Source organism: Desulfobulbus oligotrophicus (genome assembly GCF_016446285.1).
GTDB lineage: Bacteria > Desulfobacterota > Desulfobulbia > Desulfobulbales > Desulfobulbaceae > Desulfobulbus > Desulfobulbus oligotrophicus.
This window is the reverse complement of record NZ_CP054140.1, coordinates 1,805,968-1,823,768: the sequence shown is the minus strand read 5'-3', so window position 1 is coordinate 1,823,768 and position 17,801 is coordinate 1,805,968. Positions and strand designations below refer to the sequence as shown.

The window sequence follows — 17,801 nt, the reverse complement described above, 5'->3', positions numbered from 1 at the left end:
GCAGAACTCACCATCCGGTCCACTCACGCAGGGTCGCCAACGGTCGGCGTAGCAGGCCGTATACAAGCGGGACCCGTTCACCATAGATCTTGGCGGTTCCGCGCAACCCGAGACGGGCAGAAACCGTGGTGTCGATAAATTCGGCCCGCACCCGATAGCCGGCCACACCGGTCGGTGACACCACCGCCTGAAAACTGCTTTCACTGATGACAGCCTTCTGCGGATGGAGCGGATCAACGGTCAGAAACAACTTGGCCGGCGCATTCACCTCAAAGGCCACTGCTTCCGCTGCCGGTACATGGATCAGCACACCGGGTCTGTCGGGATTGGCCAGTTGCATAATTCGTTCTCCAGTGCTTACCGGACGCCCCAGCCAGTCGTCAGGATCAGTGAAAACAACAACACCGTCGCGTTCAGCAGCGACATTCACACGCTGCAACTGTGCCTGGATAGCTGCCAGTTCAGCACGTTTTTCCTGGGCACGGCCGGACAACAGCGACAGACTGCTTCTACCCTCCGGAGTGTCAAAGGCCTTCTGGGTGGCTGCCAGCAGTTCGGCATCAGCAACAGCCACCGATTGCTGGACAATCTCCCAGCGGCTGCGCAACGTTGTATCGTCCAGAGAAAAGAGCGGTTGACCACTCCTGACCGGTTGATTGGGTCGAACGTGCATGCTTTTGATAACACCATCCAGGGGCGAAGCCACGACAGTTGTATCCAGGGAGACAACCTCGGCCGGGGCCAGCACACTCTGTCGCACCGGGATCAGTAACAGAAGGATGAGTACGCCCGCCACCATCCATTGACGACGGCCTGTCTTTTTCAATCTGTTCAGCCAACCGTCGGAGCGATTGCTGGTGAGCATCTCCCAGCAGTATCCCCAGGTCTGGGCCACCCGCTGAAGAAGCGCCTCCTGCAGCGGAGACGGTGGATGTTCAGGCAGAAAACAGACCCAGCCGAGCACATCGCCTGCGCGACTGGGTAACGCTACTACAAACACGCCGCCCGGCCACCACTCCTCCCATCCCTGTCTGAGGTCGGGCGGTAAAACCTCAGCCATCTCTTCCAGCGTCAGCCAGCCGGAAGAATCGGCAAGTTGTTGCCGCAGCCAGGGCCACAGACGGTGGACCCAGAGTACATAGGGGGTGTCTTCGCCAAGTCTGGCCAAACCGGAAACCGTCAGCAGCGAACCAGACCCGGCTGCACTGGAAAGGACAAGTGCCTGTCGAAAGGCCAGGGCGGCAAAGGCATCGTTGGCAATGGAAAAGGTCAGCTCCTCCAGAGACAGGGCCCGACGGGCACGGGCCTCCAGCGCCGTTGCCACGGCATCAGGCGACGCGGTATCGGTATGTATACTGATCGACATCAGGGAGCTGTGGAAAAACGGGCCACACCGGTCATGCCGGGGAGAAGTTCTTTTGCCGGGTTATCCAGTCCCGCCTCCAGCTCCACGGTCTGTGCCGCGGCATCAACCCGGGCGTTCACCGCCGTTACCCTGGCGGGGTAGGTTTTACCGGTCTCATCGATATCAACCTCAAAGGGGGTGCCCTCCTGCAGGTGCATCAACATCCTGGACGGCACATTGAGGCGAAGTTTAAGCGGTCCGCTGCCAACCAGATCAATGAGCGGCGCACTGACCTGCATCCCCTGATGGGCCTTGGCATGCACCTTGGCAACCCGTCCGGTGAACGGTGCGGTCACCGTACACTGCGACACCTGGGCCTGGGCCAGACTCACAGCTGCGGCTGCCTTTTCAGCAGCAGCCGATGCCTGCAGGACCTCCAGATCACCGGCGGCATCGAGCTTGCGCAACTGCTTTTTGGTTGTCAGCGTTTCCCGGGCAGCGGTCTGTTCGGCCTGGGCCATGCGTAACCGGGCAGTCTGCTCCTTACAATCAAAGGCGGCCAGTACATCTCCCCTGTTGACCGAACCACCGAGTGTGGCGTTCAGACTGGTCAGGGTACCGGTCATCTGGGCGGCCAGGGTGGTTTCCACTTCAGGACTCAACAGCACCCGGATGGCGTTAGGGTTGACAAGCATATCCGGAGAGACCCCCCCGGCTCCGAGCTCTGTCTGTGCACAGACAGCGGCCGGAATCGACAGCAAAACGGTCACGGCGACGGAAAGAACAAACTGTTTACTTTTCAGAGTCATGACGGCTACCTGCAAAGGTGAGGGATTGCCACTGGCCCATGGTCTTTTTTATGGCCGCGGACACCGTGTGCACATCGGAACTCTCAAGCGCCTCGGGGAGTACATCCAGACCAATGGAGTTATACAGCCGTCCCCAGGCAGCCTGGGCATTGGCATAGGAGGCATACCGCTGATACTCGGCCAACAGGGCGCGGGCTTCGGTACGGATGACCTCTAGTTCAGAATCGAACTGCGCTTTGGCCGCAGAGCGGGCATAGGTTAACAACCGCTGATCAACGCGCAGACTCTCCTCGGCAAACTCCAACTCGGCCAGAGCCAGGCTGTAGCGCTGTGCACCGATCCGGACCTGGGTCAGCACTGCCATGGACAGAGCAGTACGGCGGAAGTCATCGGTCTTGTTCTGATGCTCTAAAGATCTTTCCAGGGCGGGCCACTGGGTCAGCTTCATCACGTTCCAGCTCAGGCGGGCACCGACATCGGCCCAGTTGGCATTGTAGTTGTACTTGTTGGAATCGTAATGCACCCCGGCATCCACACCAAAATTCGGCCAGAGCAGCAACTTGGCGGCCTTGATGTCATTTTCCGTCACCCGTTTCCGGTACCACTCTTCCATGATCTCCGGTCGTTTTTCCAGAGCCAGGCGTTCCAACGTCTCCAGGTTCACCGGTAATGACGGCAGGGGCTGCTCTTTGTCATCGGCAAGGGTATAGTGCATACCCGGCGGCAACGACATGAGTGCGGTCAGTTCGGCTCGTGCCAGATCAAGATCCTGGCGACGGAGGGTGAGCAGGCTGACGGCATCCAACAGGGCACGCTCGTAGGCCAACACCTCAACCTGGGGCATCAAACCGTCCTTTTCCACCTGTTTGGCACGGCGCAGGGCATGGTTGACCCGGTCAAGCAAGACATCAACCCGGCCGACCAACCGCTGCGCACCAAGGGCGCGCCAGTAGCTGTTGCGCACGTCCTGCAGAACATTCTGCGCCACCTTGCGTCGCCGCTCTTCAGCCATCAACGTCTGATCAGCCTTCTGTTTGGCCCGGTAATAGGAGACACCGAAATCAAGCACATTCCAGGAAAAGGTAAGGTCGGCCAGCGTACGTTCCCGCTCCTGGGAGGTGGAGGGCCGCAGGGTTTCAATCCCGTCCTCAATACCGATGGAACGACCGCCGAAATCGTTGTTGCGGTTGACATAACCGGCACCGGCCACCACCTTCGGCAACATCTCATAGGTCGCCGCATCATGGAGATCCCTGGCCAGGGCCTGTTCCATCAGCTTAAGGCGATAATCAAGGTTGTACTTCAGTGCCCTGGCACCGGCATCGTAAAAGGTGATCGGTCTGGTGACCGGTTCCTGGTCGGCGTACATCAGCTGATGATCAAGATCGACCCGGGTTTTAATCTCATCCTCGGTATAGGGTTTCGGCTGCACTGCACCGCATCCGCTCACTATCAGGGCAACACCGCACAGACTCACCAGACGGCGAACCATGGGAAACTGAAAGAAGGAACACCTGGTAGATACATTCATAATCGCACAATACACAGTAAAAATTATCGGTTGGAAGAGGTCGCAGCCGGTTGGCCCCGACCGATCGTCAACGGTGCCTGCGTCCCTGCAGCACGAAGTTGTTCACCAAAAGACAGCGCACCTCTCTGCGGTGCTGGATGTGGCGACGCCAGACCGGCAACCCGGCCGGGTCGCGGTACTGATTCGGCGGTGGTACGGTCAACACCCGCCTGCTCGACCAACTTGCCGGCAGGGAGCAGCTCCTGCGGGTCAGAGGCGCCCAAATCAGGAACCGGCAGCAACCGATCACTCCCCAGGGAGAGTCGGGTTACCCGGCCCTGGACAACCTGATCAATGAAACCGCCCTGGGTCTGTGCTTGCCGCACGGCAGGCGTCACAAAAATTGCCGGATCCATACCCAGACCACTGCCCAGGGACATACTCCGGATCTCCGCCGGTTGTACCTCCTGGGGACGGCTCAGACTCCGCCACTGATCAGCCCGACTCTCTTCCTGGGCCTGCTCCACAGCCTGCAGAACATACATGGTCGGGCCCATGGCAACAGAGCTGCGGATGACACCGTGACGCAGATCTTCGCCAAACCAAACACCCGGCAGAGCAGTCTGGTCACCAAACAGCGGCGGCTCCCCAAGCGGCGGTAAAGAAGGGGCCGGTGGAACAATCACAGCCTCCGGTGTGACCTGTACCGCGACCCATCCCTCGGCTGATCCTCCCTGCCCATCGCTGATGGTGTAGGAGAACCGCACGGTTCCCTGAACGCCCGGATTGGGTGCAAAGGTCACAACGCCATCGGCCTGGAGGGTCACAACTCCCTCAGGAAGAACAACCGACTGACCGGGGAGCAGAGGCACTCCGGCAATATGGGTGGCAGTCAACGGATCGCCGTCAACATCATAATCGTTTGTCAACAGGGAGATGTCCACACTGCGGCCGTCGGGTGAGGCGCCATAATCATCCACCGCCACCGGCGGATCGTTCACCGGTGCCACCCGAACAACTGCCTGGGCGGAAGAGAAGCCGCCGGCGCCGTCACTGATCGTGTAGCTGATAACAGCGGTGCCGTGAAAATCCTGCGCCGGAACAAAACGCAGGGTGCCGTCCGCATTAATGGATACACTCCCCTGGCTCGGATCAACGGTCGCATCAACCACGGTTAACGGATCATTTTCAGGATCAGTATCGTTTGCCAGGACATCGATGCTGTCCAGGGGGGTATCTTCCAGAATATCGTAGGGTCCGTCATCTCGTGCAACGGGCGGATCGTTGGTGCCGTGGATGGTGATCGTCAGGGAGGCGGTATCCTGGTCACCGTCCTGGTCGCTAACTGTATAGGTGAAGGTTTCGGTCAACGTCTCTCCGAAACGGAGCGCATTGACCACCGGGTTGCCGTTGTCCAGCGTGTAGGTGTAGCTGCCGTCCGCTGCCAGCAACAGCTCACCGTACGCTCCGGACAGTGGTGTGCCCACGCTTCCCACAGTTGCCCCGAATGCTACCCCAACCACCGGTGTGTCGGTATGATCCGCACCGATGCGGTCAGCAACATCGCCCGGTGATCCTCCGGTGACAACGTTGCCCGTGGCAACAGAGATCTCATCGCCCACCCCTTCCACAACGCTGTTGACATCGTCTTCGGCAGTGGGCGTATCATCGATCACACGAATGATCAGGCTGTCATGTCCTTCTTCACCGCCCGCATCCGTCACTACCAGGGGCACGGTTTCCAGCCATGCATCAGCACCTGGGGTGGATGGCGGCTGCAGCAGGGTATAGGTGTAGGTCAGCTCACCGCGCACCGGTACGCCGCCGATCTCGGCCGTTGGGGTGAACCCGGTTACCGTCAGCAGTCCATTTGCAGTGGGAATCGTGACCGGATGATCACCAAGGTTCTGGAGTTGGCTTAAGGAAAGTGTGGTACCGTTGATCGTAACTGTACTTAAACCATCAGCTGTTGCCAGAGAAATGTGGCCTTCATTGGTTTCCCTGGTATCGGTCTCTGAGGTCAATCCAGCCTCAAAAACAGTCAGATGACCAGGCTCCGCCCCATTCTCATCCACCGGCTCAATGGTTGGGGCACCGTCGGTGACTCCATTGATGGTAACTGTCAGCTGAGCAGTATCGGGAAGATCAGTGGGATCCGTCAACTCGTAGGTAAAGTACTCCTGCAGTGTGTCTCCGGTTTTAAGGGCATTGACAATCGGGTTGTCATTATCAAGGCTGTAGGTCCAGCTGCCGTCGGCACCGAGACGTAATGTACCGTAAAGCCCGATAACTTCCGTTCCGTTGGCGCTGTCTGTCGCAGGTGCAACATCGGTCATGACTCCACCCTGCGCCTCTGTACCACGACGTATGCCGGTGATGCTCAGCTCGTCATTGGTGTTATCCACATCTGAATCGTTGGTTTTAACATTGCCGCTGACTGAAACGTCATCTTCATTGATCACAGCCTGATCATCCGTCGCCACCGGCGGATCAGGAACAGAGATCACCTGCAGTCTGGTCTCCACAACATTTGACCACTCTGCACCTGCCTGATCACTGTTGGCATCACGCACCCGCCATTCGATGACCCGCTCATCCACTGTCGGATCTTCGCTGCTGTTGAAGTAGGTCACAGACTGCATCGCTGTGATCACCGCAGCAATATCTGCTGCAGGTCCGCTTAGTGTCAGAACTCCTGTGATGGAATTGTAATTCTGCGACCATCCGGAAGGCAGAGCCGTGTCTTCAGCGCTGAGGACATCGTCATCACTCCGGCCGGAGACGATGTGTACCTCCACCTCCGTCATCTGCGTATCATCCACATCGCTTAATGACCAACCAGCCGGTTCCAGGGGCAGAGGAGGATCATTTTCCGTAAACACCCGAGTTGATTCTGCTCCGGATACAACCGGTGCATCGTTAACAGCCACCACGTTGACTGTCCGGGTGGTGCTACCCTCACCCGGGCCGGCGCCGCTGGATCCGTTGTCCTGCACTGTATACGTCAGGGTGCGGCTGGTGCTGGTGGCATCATCGGTGGGATCGTCACTCGTACTCGCATAGGTCAGGCTACGTAGTACCTGCTGGTAATGCGCTATCGTATCCACTCCCTCTAAAGTGAGAAGACCGGTGTCTGCATCATAGTGAGCAGAGATGTTTGTGTTGCTCACATCAACAGCCAGTACATCACCACTGACAAAACCAGAGCTGATCGCCACCCGGGCACGTGCCATCTGGTCGTCATCAAGATCAGTGATGGTCAGACCGGAATCCACAGTTTGTGGAGGGTCATTTTCGGTATACTCTATCTCACTGCCAGTGGAGAGGACCGGGTGGTCAACCATCGGCGTGATGTTCACTGTCACATTCTGTGAGAAAGACTTTGGCCCGCCGCTTCCCTGATTCTGACCTGATCCGGCCGTCCCACCGTCATCATTCGAATTCTGATCGTTGACAGTAAAGGTCAGCTCCACTGAAGGCGGTGGTGCCTCACTGGTATTACGGTAGGTGATGGACTGGACCACACGATCAACAACGTCTGCGGTGGCGTTCGCATTAAAGGTAATGTGCAGCCTACCGTCTGCATTGGTGATGCTACCGATTACAGTCGTACCGTTGCGAAGGTCGGTGCCGCTCTGATTAATTCCGGTTGCACCAGATCCGGTAAAACCAAAGACATCGTCACGGTTGGGGCCATCAGTGCGGTGAACGGTTACCTGGCCACCTGACCAGCTGGGGTACATGTCCAGCTCCGGATCAAACAGTGTGGCATCCGGGTCTATGACCACCGGATCATTGTTTTCAACATAGGTGTTCACGGAAACCGCGTCCAGATCTGCAAAACCTGGGGGATCGTTCGTATCAGTGACATAAAAGGTACACTCACCTGTTGCAGTAAGGGAACCTACAGAGCCGCCAATGGCCGTACCACCGTTGCCCAGATCATCAACAGTCATGCGGAAAGTGATGGCGCTATCGGCATTTGCATTATCCAGGTGGTAACTGACCGTGGCCAAAGCTGCATCCAGATCTGCCTTGGTACCGGTAAGGGTGACAGAACCCGTATTAAGACCGCTTACTACTTCCAAACCGGTGGTCGTGGCCACTTCAATACGGCCATGGAAATCACCGTTCGGATCAACAGCCTCCAGGGTAATGGTGTACCTATCAGATGATAGGTCGAAGTCGGGTAAGGTGTGACGTATGTCGCTGGGATCATCAAAGCCCAATGCATCACCATCGGTGAAGTTGAAGACTCCTGCACCTGTTAAATAGCGGTCACCCACCGGCATTGTCACTCTCGGAGGATCATTCACCGGAGTAATGCCTAGAGCAACTGTGGCAGATGCTGTGGAGGATCCTCCGTCTTGACCCGTGTTCCCGTGATCGTTAACTTCAATGGTCAGGCTATCATCGCCGTTGTAGTCGGTGGCCCCCTGGTAGTACAGCGTGGCTAAGGCTGCATTCAGGGCTGCTGTTGTCCCCTGGAGGGTGATACTCGACGATCCCACTGCCCCAGCATAAAGAGTAACCCCTGCAGGCAGACTCGAACCGGAAGCACTGAAATAGATTTCCCCCTCACGATCGGACATGGTGGACAGGGTAAGGGTAGTGGTATTGCTGTCAAAGGTATCGACATCAGTAAACGACAGCCCGGTGATCTGGGTACGTATGTCTTCCTGGACAGTTACCGGGTCCGGTGCAGTAATAACCGGCGGGTCGTTGGCCCTGGAGGCAAGAACCTGAATGGTCGTCCTGGCTACGTTGTGTTCATCACCCACTGCCGACCCGTTTTCATTGACCGAGCCGCCGTTGGCCCCATTGGTCAGATTACCAACATCGTCACGAAGGCGGTCATCAACTGAGATTGTGATGGCATAGGCATCACTGTTGGGGTCAGTATCAGTTGCCAACCTGGCCTGGACGCGACCCAACGCTGCCTGGACATCAGCAAGCGAGCCCTGAAAGACAAGGGAGGAGCCCTCTGTTGCACCGATGATCGTCACCCCTGTCGGTACATCATCATCGCTGAAGCTGAGCACCCCATACGGGTTCTCCTGGTCATCGAGGAATTCAACCCGCACCTGTATGAAGTCCCGTTCACCGCTATCCACGCCACCAGCGATATCCGGATCTTTCAGGGTAATTTCGGGAAGATCCACCCAAGTGACAGCCGAATCAACCGTCAGTCGCCCGGTTGAAACGGTGATGGTAGGCGGGTCGTTGGCCGGCAGGATGTCAATAACATAGGTAGCCGGAGCAGCGGGGGTTCCCTGGGTAAACGAGGTGGTCTCGTTGGCGCTGTAATCACCGTCACTAACCACATAATTGAAGAAGTCAGAGGATGTTTCACTGCCGTTATGCCGGTACTGTACCCGGCCTGCATCAAGATCATCCTGGGTAAACACTGATCCTGTGGACAACGCCGTACCACCCAGCAGCAGCACACCGTTGACCGGGGCCGTGGTTATCCGGTACTGTCGTTGTTCAGTGGTGTTGTCAGGATCCTGATAGACCAGATAGCCCACATCGTCTGTGTGCAGGACGGCATCCCCACTGCCGTCACCGTTGGCGCCGGAATAATCGGCCGCTCCCAAAATGGTGGTGGTTGAGCCTTCACGTACGGCTCTGCTCCCGGTAAGATCCTGTTTTCCCGCAAATTCAGGTGTATCGTTGACCGGAGTCAGCGTTATGGGAACAATCAGAGGTGTGCCCACACTTGCCTGATTGGTCGCAGTGATATCAGCTTCTCCAACTCCCTGGTTATCAAACGGCACCAGGGTAAAGGCATCAGTATGGTTTTCACTGCCATCATGCCGATACTCGAGCCCGCCTGCAGCCAGATCAGCAGCACTGATCACGGTATCCACAGTAACGGGCATGTCGTTCAGGTACAGGCCACCGTGGACGGGGAGTACCGTGATTCGAAAACTGAGCACATTGTCAACAGCATATTCCCCGGCACCTGGAACATCTCGGTCAGCATCCGTGAGTACAATATGGCCTGCATTGATAGGAATAATCGCTCCTTCTGCTCCAAATACCCGCTCACCCACCCGGGCCACTGGGGTATCGTTTTGCGGAGTGATGTTTAACTGAAAAACATGCGCGCTGCTTTCTGCGACACCGTTGGAAACCGTATAGGTAAATTGGTCGCTGAACACCTCATCACCGGCATGTTCGAAACGAATCCGTCCCTGATCAACATCGTACTGGGTAAAGCTGTCGGAGTAGCTCAAGGCTCGATCGCCCAGGTACAGGGTGCCGCTCTTGGGAAGAGAGATAAGCCGGTACACGAGTTGATTATTGTTTGCAACTGCGGGATCTGAGGCGCTCAGGTCAGTATCGGTCAGAACCACAGACCCGCTTTCAAGAAGTACTGCAGCGTTGTCGCCGCTGACTGTCGGCGTACTGTACGTTACAGTTGCGCCGGGTGTGTCACCGTCAAAAACCGGAGAGTTTTCGTTGATCTCCACACTAAAGGTGTTGACTGTCAAGGTGGTGCCTGTTTCGTCATCATAGATGCCCCCATCCCGAGGAGTAGGATACAGACGACGATCGCCATCCTTCACCGTGAATGACAGTGCCGCAGTATGTTCATTGCTGGAATGGTTGTGATACACGACCCGACCGGCATCGATATCAGCCTGGGTAAAACTTGATCCAGCCGTTAAGCGGTGACCCCCTACCGTGAAATAGCCCTCAGCCAAATCCGGTGCTGTGGTGACTGTATAGGTCAGGGTAGTGGCCGGTGAATCCACATCATCGACCTTCAGCATCTCCCCGGTAATGGTGAGAATGGACTGATCAGAGGGCATGGTCTGGGGCACGTTTGTCACCAGAACCGGGTCATCGTTATTGTTGATCACATCGATGACCACTCTCTCTACAGTGGACAGCGGGGTATCGGTTCCGCCGCCGCTGTCTGTAACACGAAGATCAAAACCGTCGGGAACACCATTTGCCTCGGAACCGTCGTGCGAGTAGGTAAGCAGGGTGAGATCATCAACTGTAAAAGGAACATCTGCACTTTCAATGGGTTCTCCTCCATAAAAGAGGGTGCCGTGTTCCGGCAGACCGGTGACCGCATAGCTCAGACGGTCAGAAGAGTCATCAGGGTCACTCACCGTCACGCTGCCCCGGGGACTGCCGGTGGCTGGAATAATGCCTCCCTCGACAAGGTTCACCTGCGCTTCACCCTCAATGACCGTCACCCGGCCGGTCACACTGGGCGCGTCGTTCACCGGTGTTACAGTAATAGAAACTTCTTGATCAAAAAGCTGTCCTCCGGCACCGTCGTCAACGGTCACGAAGAAGCTGTCGCCAGTGTTCGCCAGAACCTGGCTACCGTTGTGGGTATAGCTTAGACTACCCAGCTGACTGGCGGCAAATGTTGAGCCCACGGCAAGCTCTGTACCGGATAACCGCAGGGTCCCCTGTCCCGGTAAATGGGTAACTTTCAGGATAACCTGGCTCGCGGAGTTATCCACCTCACGCAGACCAAGCTGACTCTGCTCAAACCCCAGGCCGGGGAGTGGCTGAACGGGGTCGAAGAAGACTTCCTCCCCTTCGGCAACCTCAACACCGGTACCACCGGACCAGGTTGGCGCATCGTTCACCGGTGAGATCATAATGGCGATGACGGTCTCAACCGTACTCTCACCGTCACTCGCCGTCATGGTAACCTCTGCCGAACCGTTTTTGTCAGGCAGTCCCTGAAAGGTGAGGGTGTTCAGGGCCTCATTGACCGCCACGGCTGACCCGGAAAAGCTGAGAGTGCCAGTACCGTCACCGCTGCTATCATCCAGCCCTGCAGCTGTTGTTCCCAGCTGGAAGGTTCCGGCATCCGTGGTGAAGGTCACGGTGAGGGTGTCGTTGTCCGCATCAGTTACACTCAGCCCGGTTAAGAGTAAGGGCTCATCTTCAGCCACAGTACGAATTGCAGTCATAGTATCGGTGATGACCGGTGCAGCCAGCAGGTACTGGTAACTGTCGCGTGCTGCAGCAGTGATGGCCGGCAAGGCCTCGATGGAACCGGTGCTGACCTCCAGAGTCCAGTTACCGCCCAGAGACACTCCACCGGTTGCATCGAGCGAGGCCGCCACATCAGCGCCGGTCATGCCTGCCAGCTGAGAAAGAAGAAGAGCGCCCTCTGCTCCTGCACCGATGTGACATCCGTAGAGGAGAATATCACCGCCGTCAGTCAGTGTGGCGCCCCACTGTTGCAACTGATCACTGTACTGGACCACGGTTGCAGCGTTGATGTAATCACTGCCCAGAAAAAATCCGCCGCCGGTGCCGTGACTGATGATCTGGATCGAATCAACTGCACCAAGGCTATCCAGTGCAGCGGCCGCGGCGGTAAAACCCGATTCACCGGCCTCAACCACAATGGCGGTAACATTGGCCGGCACATCACCAAGCAGGGTGGCTGTATCGCGCACCCTGCCGTCAATGAGCAGCAGGGTTGCAGAAGCGGCAGCACCGGCATCGGGTGGTGCCTCTTGGTCGGTGTGCACCTCGGCCTGATTGGTCACCGCCTCGGTGACCTGGTGGTTGATCGTCTCGGCTGCATAGTGATGCTGCTCAGCAACAAGATGATCATCCACCGCTGCCATGGCGGCTCCGTCAAAGAGGATACGCGGTTCAAGCGCAAGGGTACAGGCGCGGGGACGAAATGTTGGCGGGTTGTTCATGTAGGGTACCTGGATGGAAAGTTGCCTGTTGACCAGAGCCGTACAGCAGGTCTAAATGGCAGGAGAGCAATTTTTTGCCGCTCTTTTTCAGCAGCTGTTGCTAATAAAAAGGAAGAGCTGTGCTGTGTCTGTGTCGCGCGGTCGCTCTGCTGCAGCACCTCCTACTAAGAAACGCTATCACAAATATCCGTGAGTACCAAAAAAATTTATTTTTTGCGCAAAATGAATTCAGCAGCGGCAGGAAGGAAGGAAGGAAGGGAAAATACAAGAGGAAGGAACGCAGCAACCGGTCAACGCCGGAGCAGCGTTGATCAGGCTACCGGTGAGCCCGGATATACCAGCTGCGAATCAGCTCGTAGTGGTTGCTGTGGGTGCGGAGGGTCCACCAGAGGTGGTCAGGTTCGGCAACCTGCCAGGCCGGGGTGAGTTCGCCCTGGTACCCCTGCAGCAGACGGGCAATGTTGGCAAGCCCCTTACCGGCAAACGGGCCTGTAGGTGTGCCGCCCAGCCATTCAGTGACCGGCGCCATTGCTGCTGACCAGGAAAAGGGGTCGGTAAGCAGAAATTGAGCGTTTTGATCGCGGGCTACCCGATTCATCTCCTGCAGATGGGTAAGCGGTGACGGCACCTTGTCCACCAGGTTAAGCGAAGAAAAAATGGTTGCCCAATTGCGGGGAAACGGCAGGGCCAGGGCATCGGCAACGATAAATTCCACCTGTTGCCGCCGCCAGTGTGCGGGCAGGGTTATGGTCATCTCCCGGTGGAGCAGTCCCTCGTCTTTCAGCAGAAAGGTGATCGTCCCCTTGTGCATAAGGTGTCGGGCAACCCGGATAAAGGCAAGGGAGGTGTCAATACCCACGGCAAAATCACACCGGGTGCTCATCTCAAAGGTAAAACGCCCCACCGCTGCTCCGGCATCCAGAGCCATGCCGTGCTGCGGCTCTATCAGGGCGGCCCAGTCAGCATAGGCGGTTGAGGCCTGCTCCTCCCCGAGCAGATCACCGTACTGTCCCCACAGGTAGGAAGAGACAGCCGCCTCGGTTTCATAGGTGTTGACTGTTGCAGGATCGGCCAACGGCTGCGGAGTAAGCATGGCCACTCCGTCAACAATGGGAAACCGGCAGCCGTGCCGTGTGCAGATCAGGATGCCGGTTTTGATGTCTTCATCGGCTGCATATCCCTCTTCAAGTGCCAGGCGGTGCTCAGCAGGCAGACAACGGGGACAGATCAGGTGGCTGAGCAGAGACTGTTTCATGACGGCTTTTCCCTCCTTTGGGTATCAGAGGCTGCTGTTCTTTTATACAGCACGGTGCAGATAGCTTCCTGTTGCATGGGGTGGCAGTTTACAGGTAACCACAGATCGGCTAAATTTGCATCCTGCAAACCCTATCGTATCACCCTCTGACTCAGGAGTCCCACGTTGAACAGACGCCTACCCGCCGAATGGGAAGAACAGGACGGCGTGCTGCTGGCCTGGCCGCATGCAAAAACCGACTGGCACGATACCCTGGTACAGGTCCAAAAAGTGTTCGTTGAGATTGCCCGAGCCATCAGCCGATATGAACAGCTGGTGATTGTGACACCTGCCATCATCCCGGCAGAAGAGCAGCTCCGCCGGGCCGGGATCAGCCCCGACCGGTTTACCCTTTACCGTATACCCACCAATGACACCTGGTCACGAGATTTCGGGCCGATCACTGTGTATGAAAATAACCAGCCCGTGCTGTACGACTTCGGCTTCAACGGCTGGGGGTTGAAGTTCGCCGCACATCACGACACCCTGGTTACGGCTCAACTGGCAGCACAGGGCGCCTTTGGTAAAAACACGGTGCGAGTTCCCGGCCTGGTGCTTGAAGGCGGCAGTATTGACAGTGACGGTGCCGGCACAGTGCTGACCACAACAAAATGCCTGCTCAGTGCCAATCGTAACCCCCACCTTGACCGGCACAGCCTTGAACAGACCTTGGGCAACCTACTGGGAGTAAAGCGTTTCTGTTGGCTGAACAACGGGTCTCTGTACGGTGATGACACCGATGCCCACATCGATACCCTGGCCAGGTTCTGTCCCGACAACACCATTGCCTATGTCTGCTGTGACGACCCGCACGACGAACACTTCACTACGCTGGCAGCCATGGCACAGGAGCTGCGCGCTTTGCGGACCATTGATGGCCAACCTTACCAACTGGTCCCCCTTCCCTGGCCGCAACCCTGTTTTGCTCCGGACGGTCACCGTCTGCCCGCCACTTATGCCAACTTTCTGATCATCAACCGTGCGGTGCTGGTACCGACCTACGGGATTCCTCAGGACACAGCAGCCCTAGAAACCATTGCCCGTCTTTTTCCGGACCGGGAAACCATCGGCATCAACTGCCGCCCACTCATCAATCAGCATGGTTCGCTACACTGCGTCACCATGCAGCTTCCCCGGGGAGTGTTATCATGAAAACCGTTCGTTTAGGTATAGTCCAGCATCGCTGCACCACAGACTGTGAGGCAAACATCGCCCGTTCCCTGCAGGGCATTCACGAGGCAGCTGCCCAGGGAGCACAGCTGATCGTACTGCCGGAGCTGCACACAAGCCACTACTTCTGTCAGACTGAAGAGACCAGCTGTTTTGACCTGGCCGAACCCATCCCCGGACCGAGCACCACCCGATTTGGTGCTGCGGCCAGAGAACTCGGGGTGGTGATTGTCACCTCGCTTTTTGAACGCCGTGCACCCGGCCTGTATCACAATACCGCGGTGGTACTGGAGACTGACGGCAGTGTGGCCGGCAGATACCGCAAAATGCACATCCCCGATGACCCCGGATACTACGAAAAATTCTACTTCACCCCGGGTGACCTCGGCTTTACCCCCATCACCACCTCCCTGGGCTGCCTGGGTGTGTTGATCTGCTGGGACCAGTGGTTTCCGGAAGCGGCCCGGCTCATGGCCATGGCCGGTGCAGAACTCCTCATCTATCCCACAGCCATCGGCTATGATCCCAACGATTCGGCAACAGAGCAGAACCGACAGCGGGATGCCTGGGTGACAGTTCAACGCAGCCACGCCGTTGCCAACTCCATTCCGGTGGTAAGTGTCAACCGGGTCGGCTTTGAGGCTGATCCCTCCGGTGCCGGAGCCGGTGCTCAGTTCTGGGGAAACAGTTTTGTGGCCGGTTGCCAGGGCGAACTGCTGGCCGTGGCTGCAACAGATCAGGAACAGGTACTGACGGCAGATCTTGATCTGCAACGCAGTGAGCAGGTTCGCCGTATCTGGCCCTATTTCCGGGATCGCCGTACTGACGCCTATGGTGATCTTGTCCGCCGGTATTGCGATTAAAAGCATGGTGCGGGCTAATGGAGCCATGCTTTTACACGGATCATTCCCCCACCAGTGGTGCAGCCCTTTAAGCTTTCTTGACGCAACTGCTCGTCTTTTGTATCTATGAATAGAGCTGTCTACGAATGATCAGACAGTGCATAAGGCAATCAGGCTTCTACTTGTCGACTGAACTGTTCAGCAATAACAGAATACTGCTGTTTGAGGCGCAACGCAGAAGTCGTTTTCTGTCGACTTTTTGTTCATGGAGGTTGATGTGAAGTATTTTCCGGCCAAGCTAAGCTGTACTCTCTTCATACTCTTCCTGACCGTTATTCCGGGCGGAGCACAACTCAGCTCCAAAGAACTTGCTGCAGAGTCTGAGGCCTATATCAGGACAACGGCCAAAGAAACCCCGACCTCACCGGCAACCATTATCACCAAGGTGGAGGAGGCCTGTGCACTCCTGGAAAAGGAGGGCCCGGCGATCTTCCCTAAATTCAAGGGCAAAGACAGTCCATTTATCTTTGAAGGGACATATATCTGGATTCACAGGCTGCAGGATGCAAAGATGCTGATGCATCCCATCAAGTACAAGATGGAGGGCAATGACTTTATCGATCTGAGGGACGAAAAGGGTAAACCCTTTTTTGCGGTGATGAACACCATTGCCAATGAGATCGGCCACGGCTGGGTGGATTACTACTGGCCGATTCCCGGCACAAAAAATCTTACCCGCAAGGTCTCTTATGTCAAAAGATGCACCATGGCCAATGGCACCGAGGTTGTCATAGGCTGCGGCATCTATAACGGCGATCAGGAGGCCATGGCCGAACTCGACATCAGATAACTTTGCCCCGGACTTCATGCCTCGCTTGTTCCAGGTGTTGGTCAGACAGCCCCAACAAAAAAAGTCGTTTCCGATGGAAACGACTTTTTAGACTTACAGCAGACCGCGAAAAAAAGTGCAGCAACACCTGTCAGGTATCGGCCTACCCCAGATATTCCAGAACAATCTTCAGCATCCGTCGCACCGGTTCAGCAGCTCCCCAAAGTAACTGATCACCCACGGTAAAGGCGCTGACATACTTGGTGCCAAGGTTCATCTTACGCAGACGACCGACCGGTATATCAAGAGTACCGGTGACCCGGGCCGGTGTCAACTCCCTCAGGGTCTGCTCCCTTGTGTTCTCCACCAGGTACACCCACTGGTTGTGCTCGGCAACAGCCTGCTCAACTTCCGCCAGCGGCACGTCTTTCTTCAGCTTGATGGTAAAGGCCTGACTGTGACAGCGCATGGCACCGACACGCACACAGCAGCCATCCACTGGAATTTCTCCTGGAGCAAGGCCGAGGATCTTGTTGCTCTCAGCCCCACCCTTCCACTCTTCCCGGGTCTGCCCGTTCTCCATGGCTGTATCGATCCAGGGAATAAGACTGCCGGCCAGCGGTGCTCCGAAGTTGCTCACCGGAAATATCGGGTTCCGTAATGTTTCGACCACGTTCCGGTCAAGATCAAGAATTGCGGCGGCCGGATCATCGAGCAGGTTTTCCGCATTTTCACCGACAAGCCGCATCTGACTGACCAGCTCCCGCATGTTTTTGGCACCGGCACCGGAGGCGGCCTGGTACGTCTGGCTGCTGATCCACTCCACCCAACCCTGCTCAAACAGGCCTCCCAGGGCCATCAGCATAAGTGAGACCGTACAGTTACCGCCGATATACTTTTTGATTCCCCGGGCCAATCCCTCGTCAATGAGCTGACGGTTGACCGGATCAAGAACAATGATCGCATCATCATCCATACGCAACTTGGAGGCCGCATCGATCCAATAACCGGACCACCCCGCGGCCATCAGTTGCGGATACACCTCGCCGGTGTAGCTCCCGCCCTGACAGGAAACAACAATGTCCATATCAGCCAGCAGGGCAACGTTGGTGCCGTCAAGCAACTCATACACCGTCCCGTTGACCTCAGGACCAGCCTGTCCCGCCTGGGAGGTGGAGAAAAAACAGGGTGTATACCCCTGAAAATCCCCTTCCTGCCGCATTCGCTCCATGAGCACCGAGCCGACCATGCCGCGCCATCCAACAATACCTACTTTTTTCATAGCTTCCTTTTGCTGTTGTTCATC

Annotated in this window: 9 protein-coding genes; 3 read left to right on the top strand and 6 right to left on the bottom strand. The window is 56.7% G+C overall.

The genetic code is table 11. The annotated features are described in order from the left end of the window. Positions 1-7: 7 nt before the first annotated feature. The 5 genes from HP555_RS08210 to HP555_RS08190 all read right to left on the bottom strand — a co-directional run bounded on the left by HP555_RS08210 (position 8) and on the right by HP555_RS08190 (position 13,615). Complete coding sequence (locus tag HP555_RS08210; RefSeq protein WP_199261417.1) at positions 8-1,366, bottom strand: efflux RND transporter periplasmic adaptor subunit; 1,359 nt, start codon at positions 1,364-1,366, stop codon at positions 8-10. Continuing rightward, positions 1,366-2,154 (bottom strand): efflux RND transporter periplasmic adaptor subunit, encoded by a 789-nt coding sequence (locus HP555_RS08205; protein ID WP_199261415.1) that lies wholly within the window; start codon positions 2,152-2,154, stop codon positions 1,366-1,368. The genes HP555_RS08210 and HP555_RS08205 overlap by 1 nt, the downstream gene beginning before the upstream one ends. After that, positions 2,138-3,646 (bottom strand): TolC family protein, encoded by a 1,509-nt coding sequence (locus HP555_RS08200; protein WP_233249113.1) that lies wholly within the window; start codon positions 3,644-3,646, stop codon positions 2,138-2,140. Before HP555_RS08200 ends, HP555_RS08205 begins: the two co-directional genes overlap by 17 nt. Before the next feature lie 62 nt (positions 3,647-3,708). Beyond that, complete coding sequence (locus HP555_RS08195; protein WP_199261411.1) at positions 3,709-12,360, bottom strand: cadherin-like domain-containing protein; 8,652 nt, start codon at positions 12,358-12,360, stop codon at positions 3,709-3,711. Positions 12,361-12,676: 316 nt separating this feature from the next. After that, entirely contained in the window at positions 12,677-13,615 is a 939-nt protein-coding gene (locus HP555_RS08190; RefSeq protein ID WP_199261409.1) for a class I SAM-dependent methyltransferase, read from the bottom strand. A 165-nt stretch (positions 13,616-13,780) separates the two neighbouring features. On the opposite strand from HP555_RS08190, the gene HP555_RS08185 reads away from it, so the two are divergent. The 3 genes from HP555_RS08185 (at position 13,781) to HP555_RS08175 (ending at position 16,516) form a co-directional block, all read left to right on the top strand. Continuing rightward, on the top strand, positions 13,781-14,806 hold the full coding sequence (locus HP555_RS08185) for an agmatine deiminase family protein (protein ID WP_199261407.1): 1,026 nt from the start codon (positions 13,781-13,783) through the stop codon (positions 14,804-14,806). After that, complete coding sequence (locus tag HP555_RS08180) at positions 14,803-15,687, top strand: carbon-nitrogen hydrolase (protein WP_199261405.1); 885 nt, start codon at positions 14,803-14,805, stop codon at positions 15,685-15,687. The genes HP555_RS08185 and HP555_RS08180 overlap by 4 nt, the downstream gene beginning before the upstream one ends. 256 nt (positions 15,688-15,943) lie before the next feature. Next, complete coding sequence (locus HP555_RS08175) at positions 15,944-16,516, top strand: cache domain-containing protein (protein WP_199261403.1); 573 nt, start codon at positions 15,944-15,946, stop codon at positions 16,514-16,516. Positions 16,517-16,658: 142 nt separating this feature from the next. Here HP555_RS08175 and asd read toward each other — a convergent pair whose 3' ends face one another. Beyond that, positions 16,659-17,777, bottom strand: coding sequence for an aspartate-semialdehyde dehydrogenase (gene asd / locus HP555_RS08170; protein WP_199261401.1), 1,119 nt, complete (start codon positions 17,775-17,777; stop codon positions 16,659-16,661). Between the last annotated feature and the right edge of the window lie 24 nt (positions 17,778-17,801).

What these genes read in the sequence shown, in the direction of transcription:
- asd (WP_199261401.1), bottom strand. Translation starts at nt 17,777, where the DNA reads ATGAAAAAAGTAGGTATTGTTGGATGGCGCGGCATGGTCGGCTCGGTG.
- HP555_RS08205 (WP_199261415.1), bottom strand. Translation starts at nt 2,154, where the DNA reads ATGACTCTGAAAAGTAAACAGTTTGTTCTTTCCGTCGCCGTGACCGTT.
- HP555_RS08210 (WP_199261417.1), bottom strand. Translation starts at nt 1,366, where the DNA reads ATGTCGATCAGTATACATACCGATACCGCGTCGCCTGATGCCGTGGCA.
- HP555_RS08190 (WP_199261409.1), bottom strand. Translation starts at nt 13,615, where the DNA reads ATGAAACAGTCTCTGCTCAGCCACCTGATCTGTCCCCGTTGTCTGCCT.
- HP555_RS08200 (WP_233249113.1), bottom strand. Translation starts at nt 3,646, where the DNA reads ATGGTTCGCCGTCTGGTGAGTCTGTGCGGTGTTGCCCTGATAGTGAGC.
- HP555_RS08180 (WP_199261405.1), top strand. Translation starts at nt 14,803, where the DNA reads ATGAAAACCGTTCGTTTAGGTATAGTCCAGCATCGCTGCACCACAGAC.
- HP555_RS08195 (WP_199261411.1), bottom strand. Translation starts at nt 12,360, where the DNA reads ATGAACAACCCGCCAACATTTCGTCCCCGCGCCTGTACCCTTGCGCTT.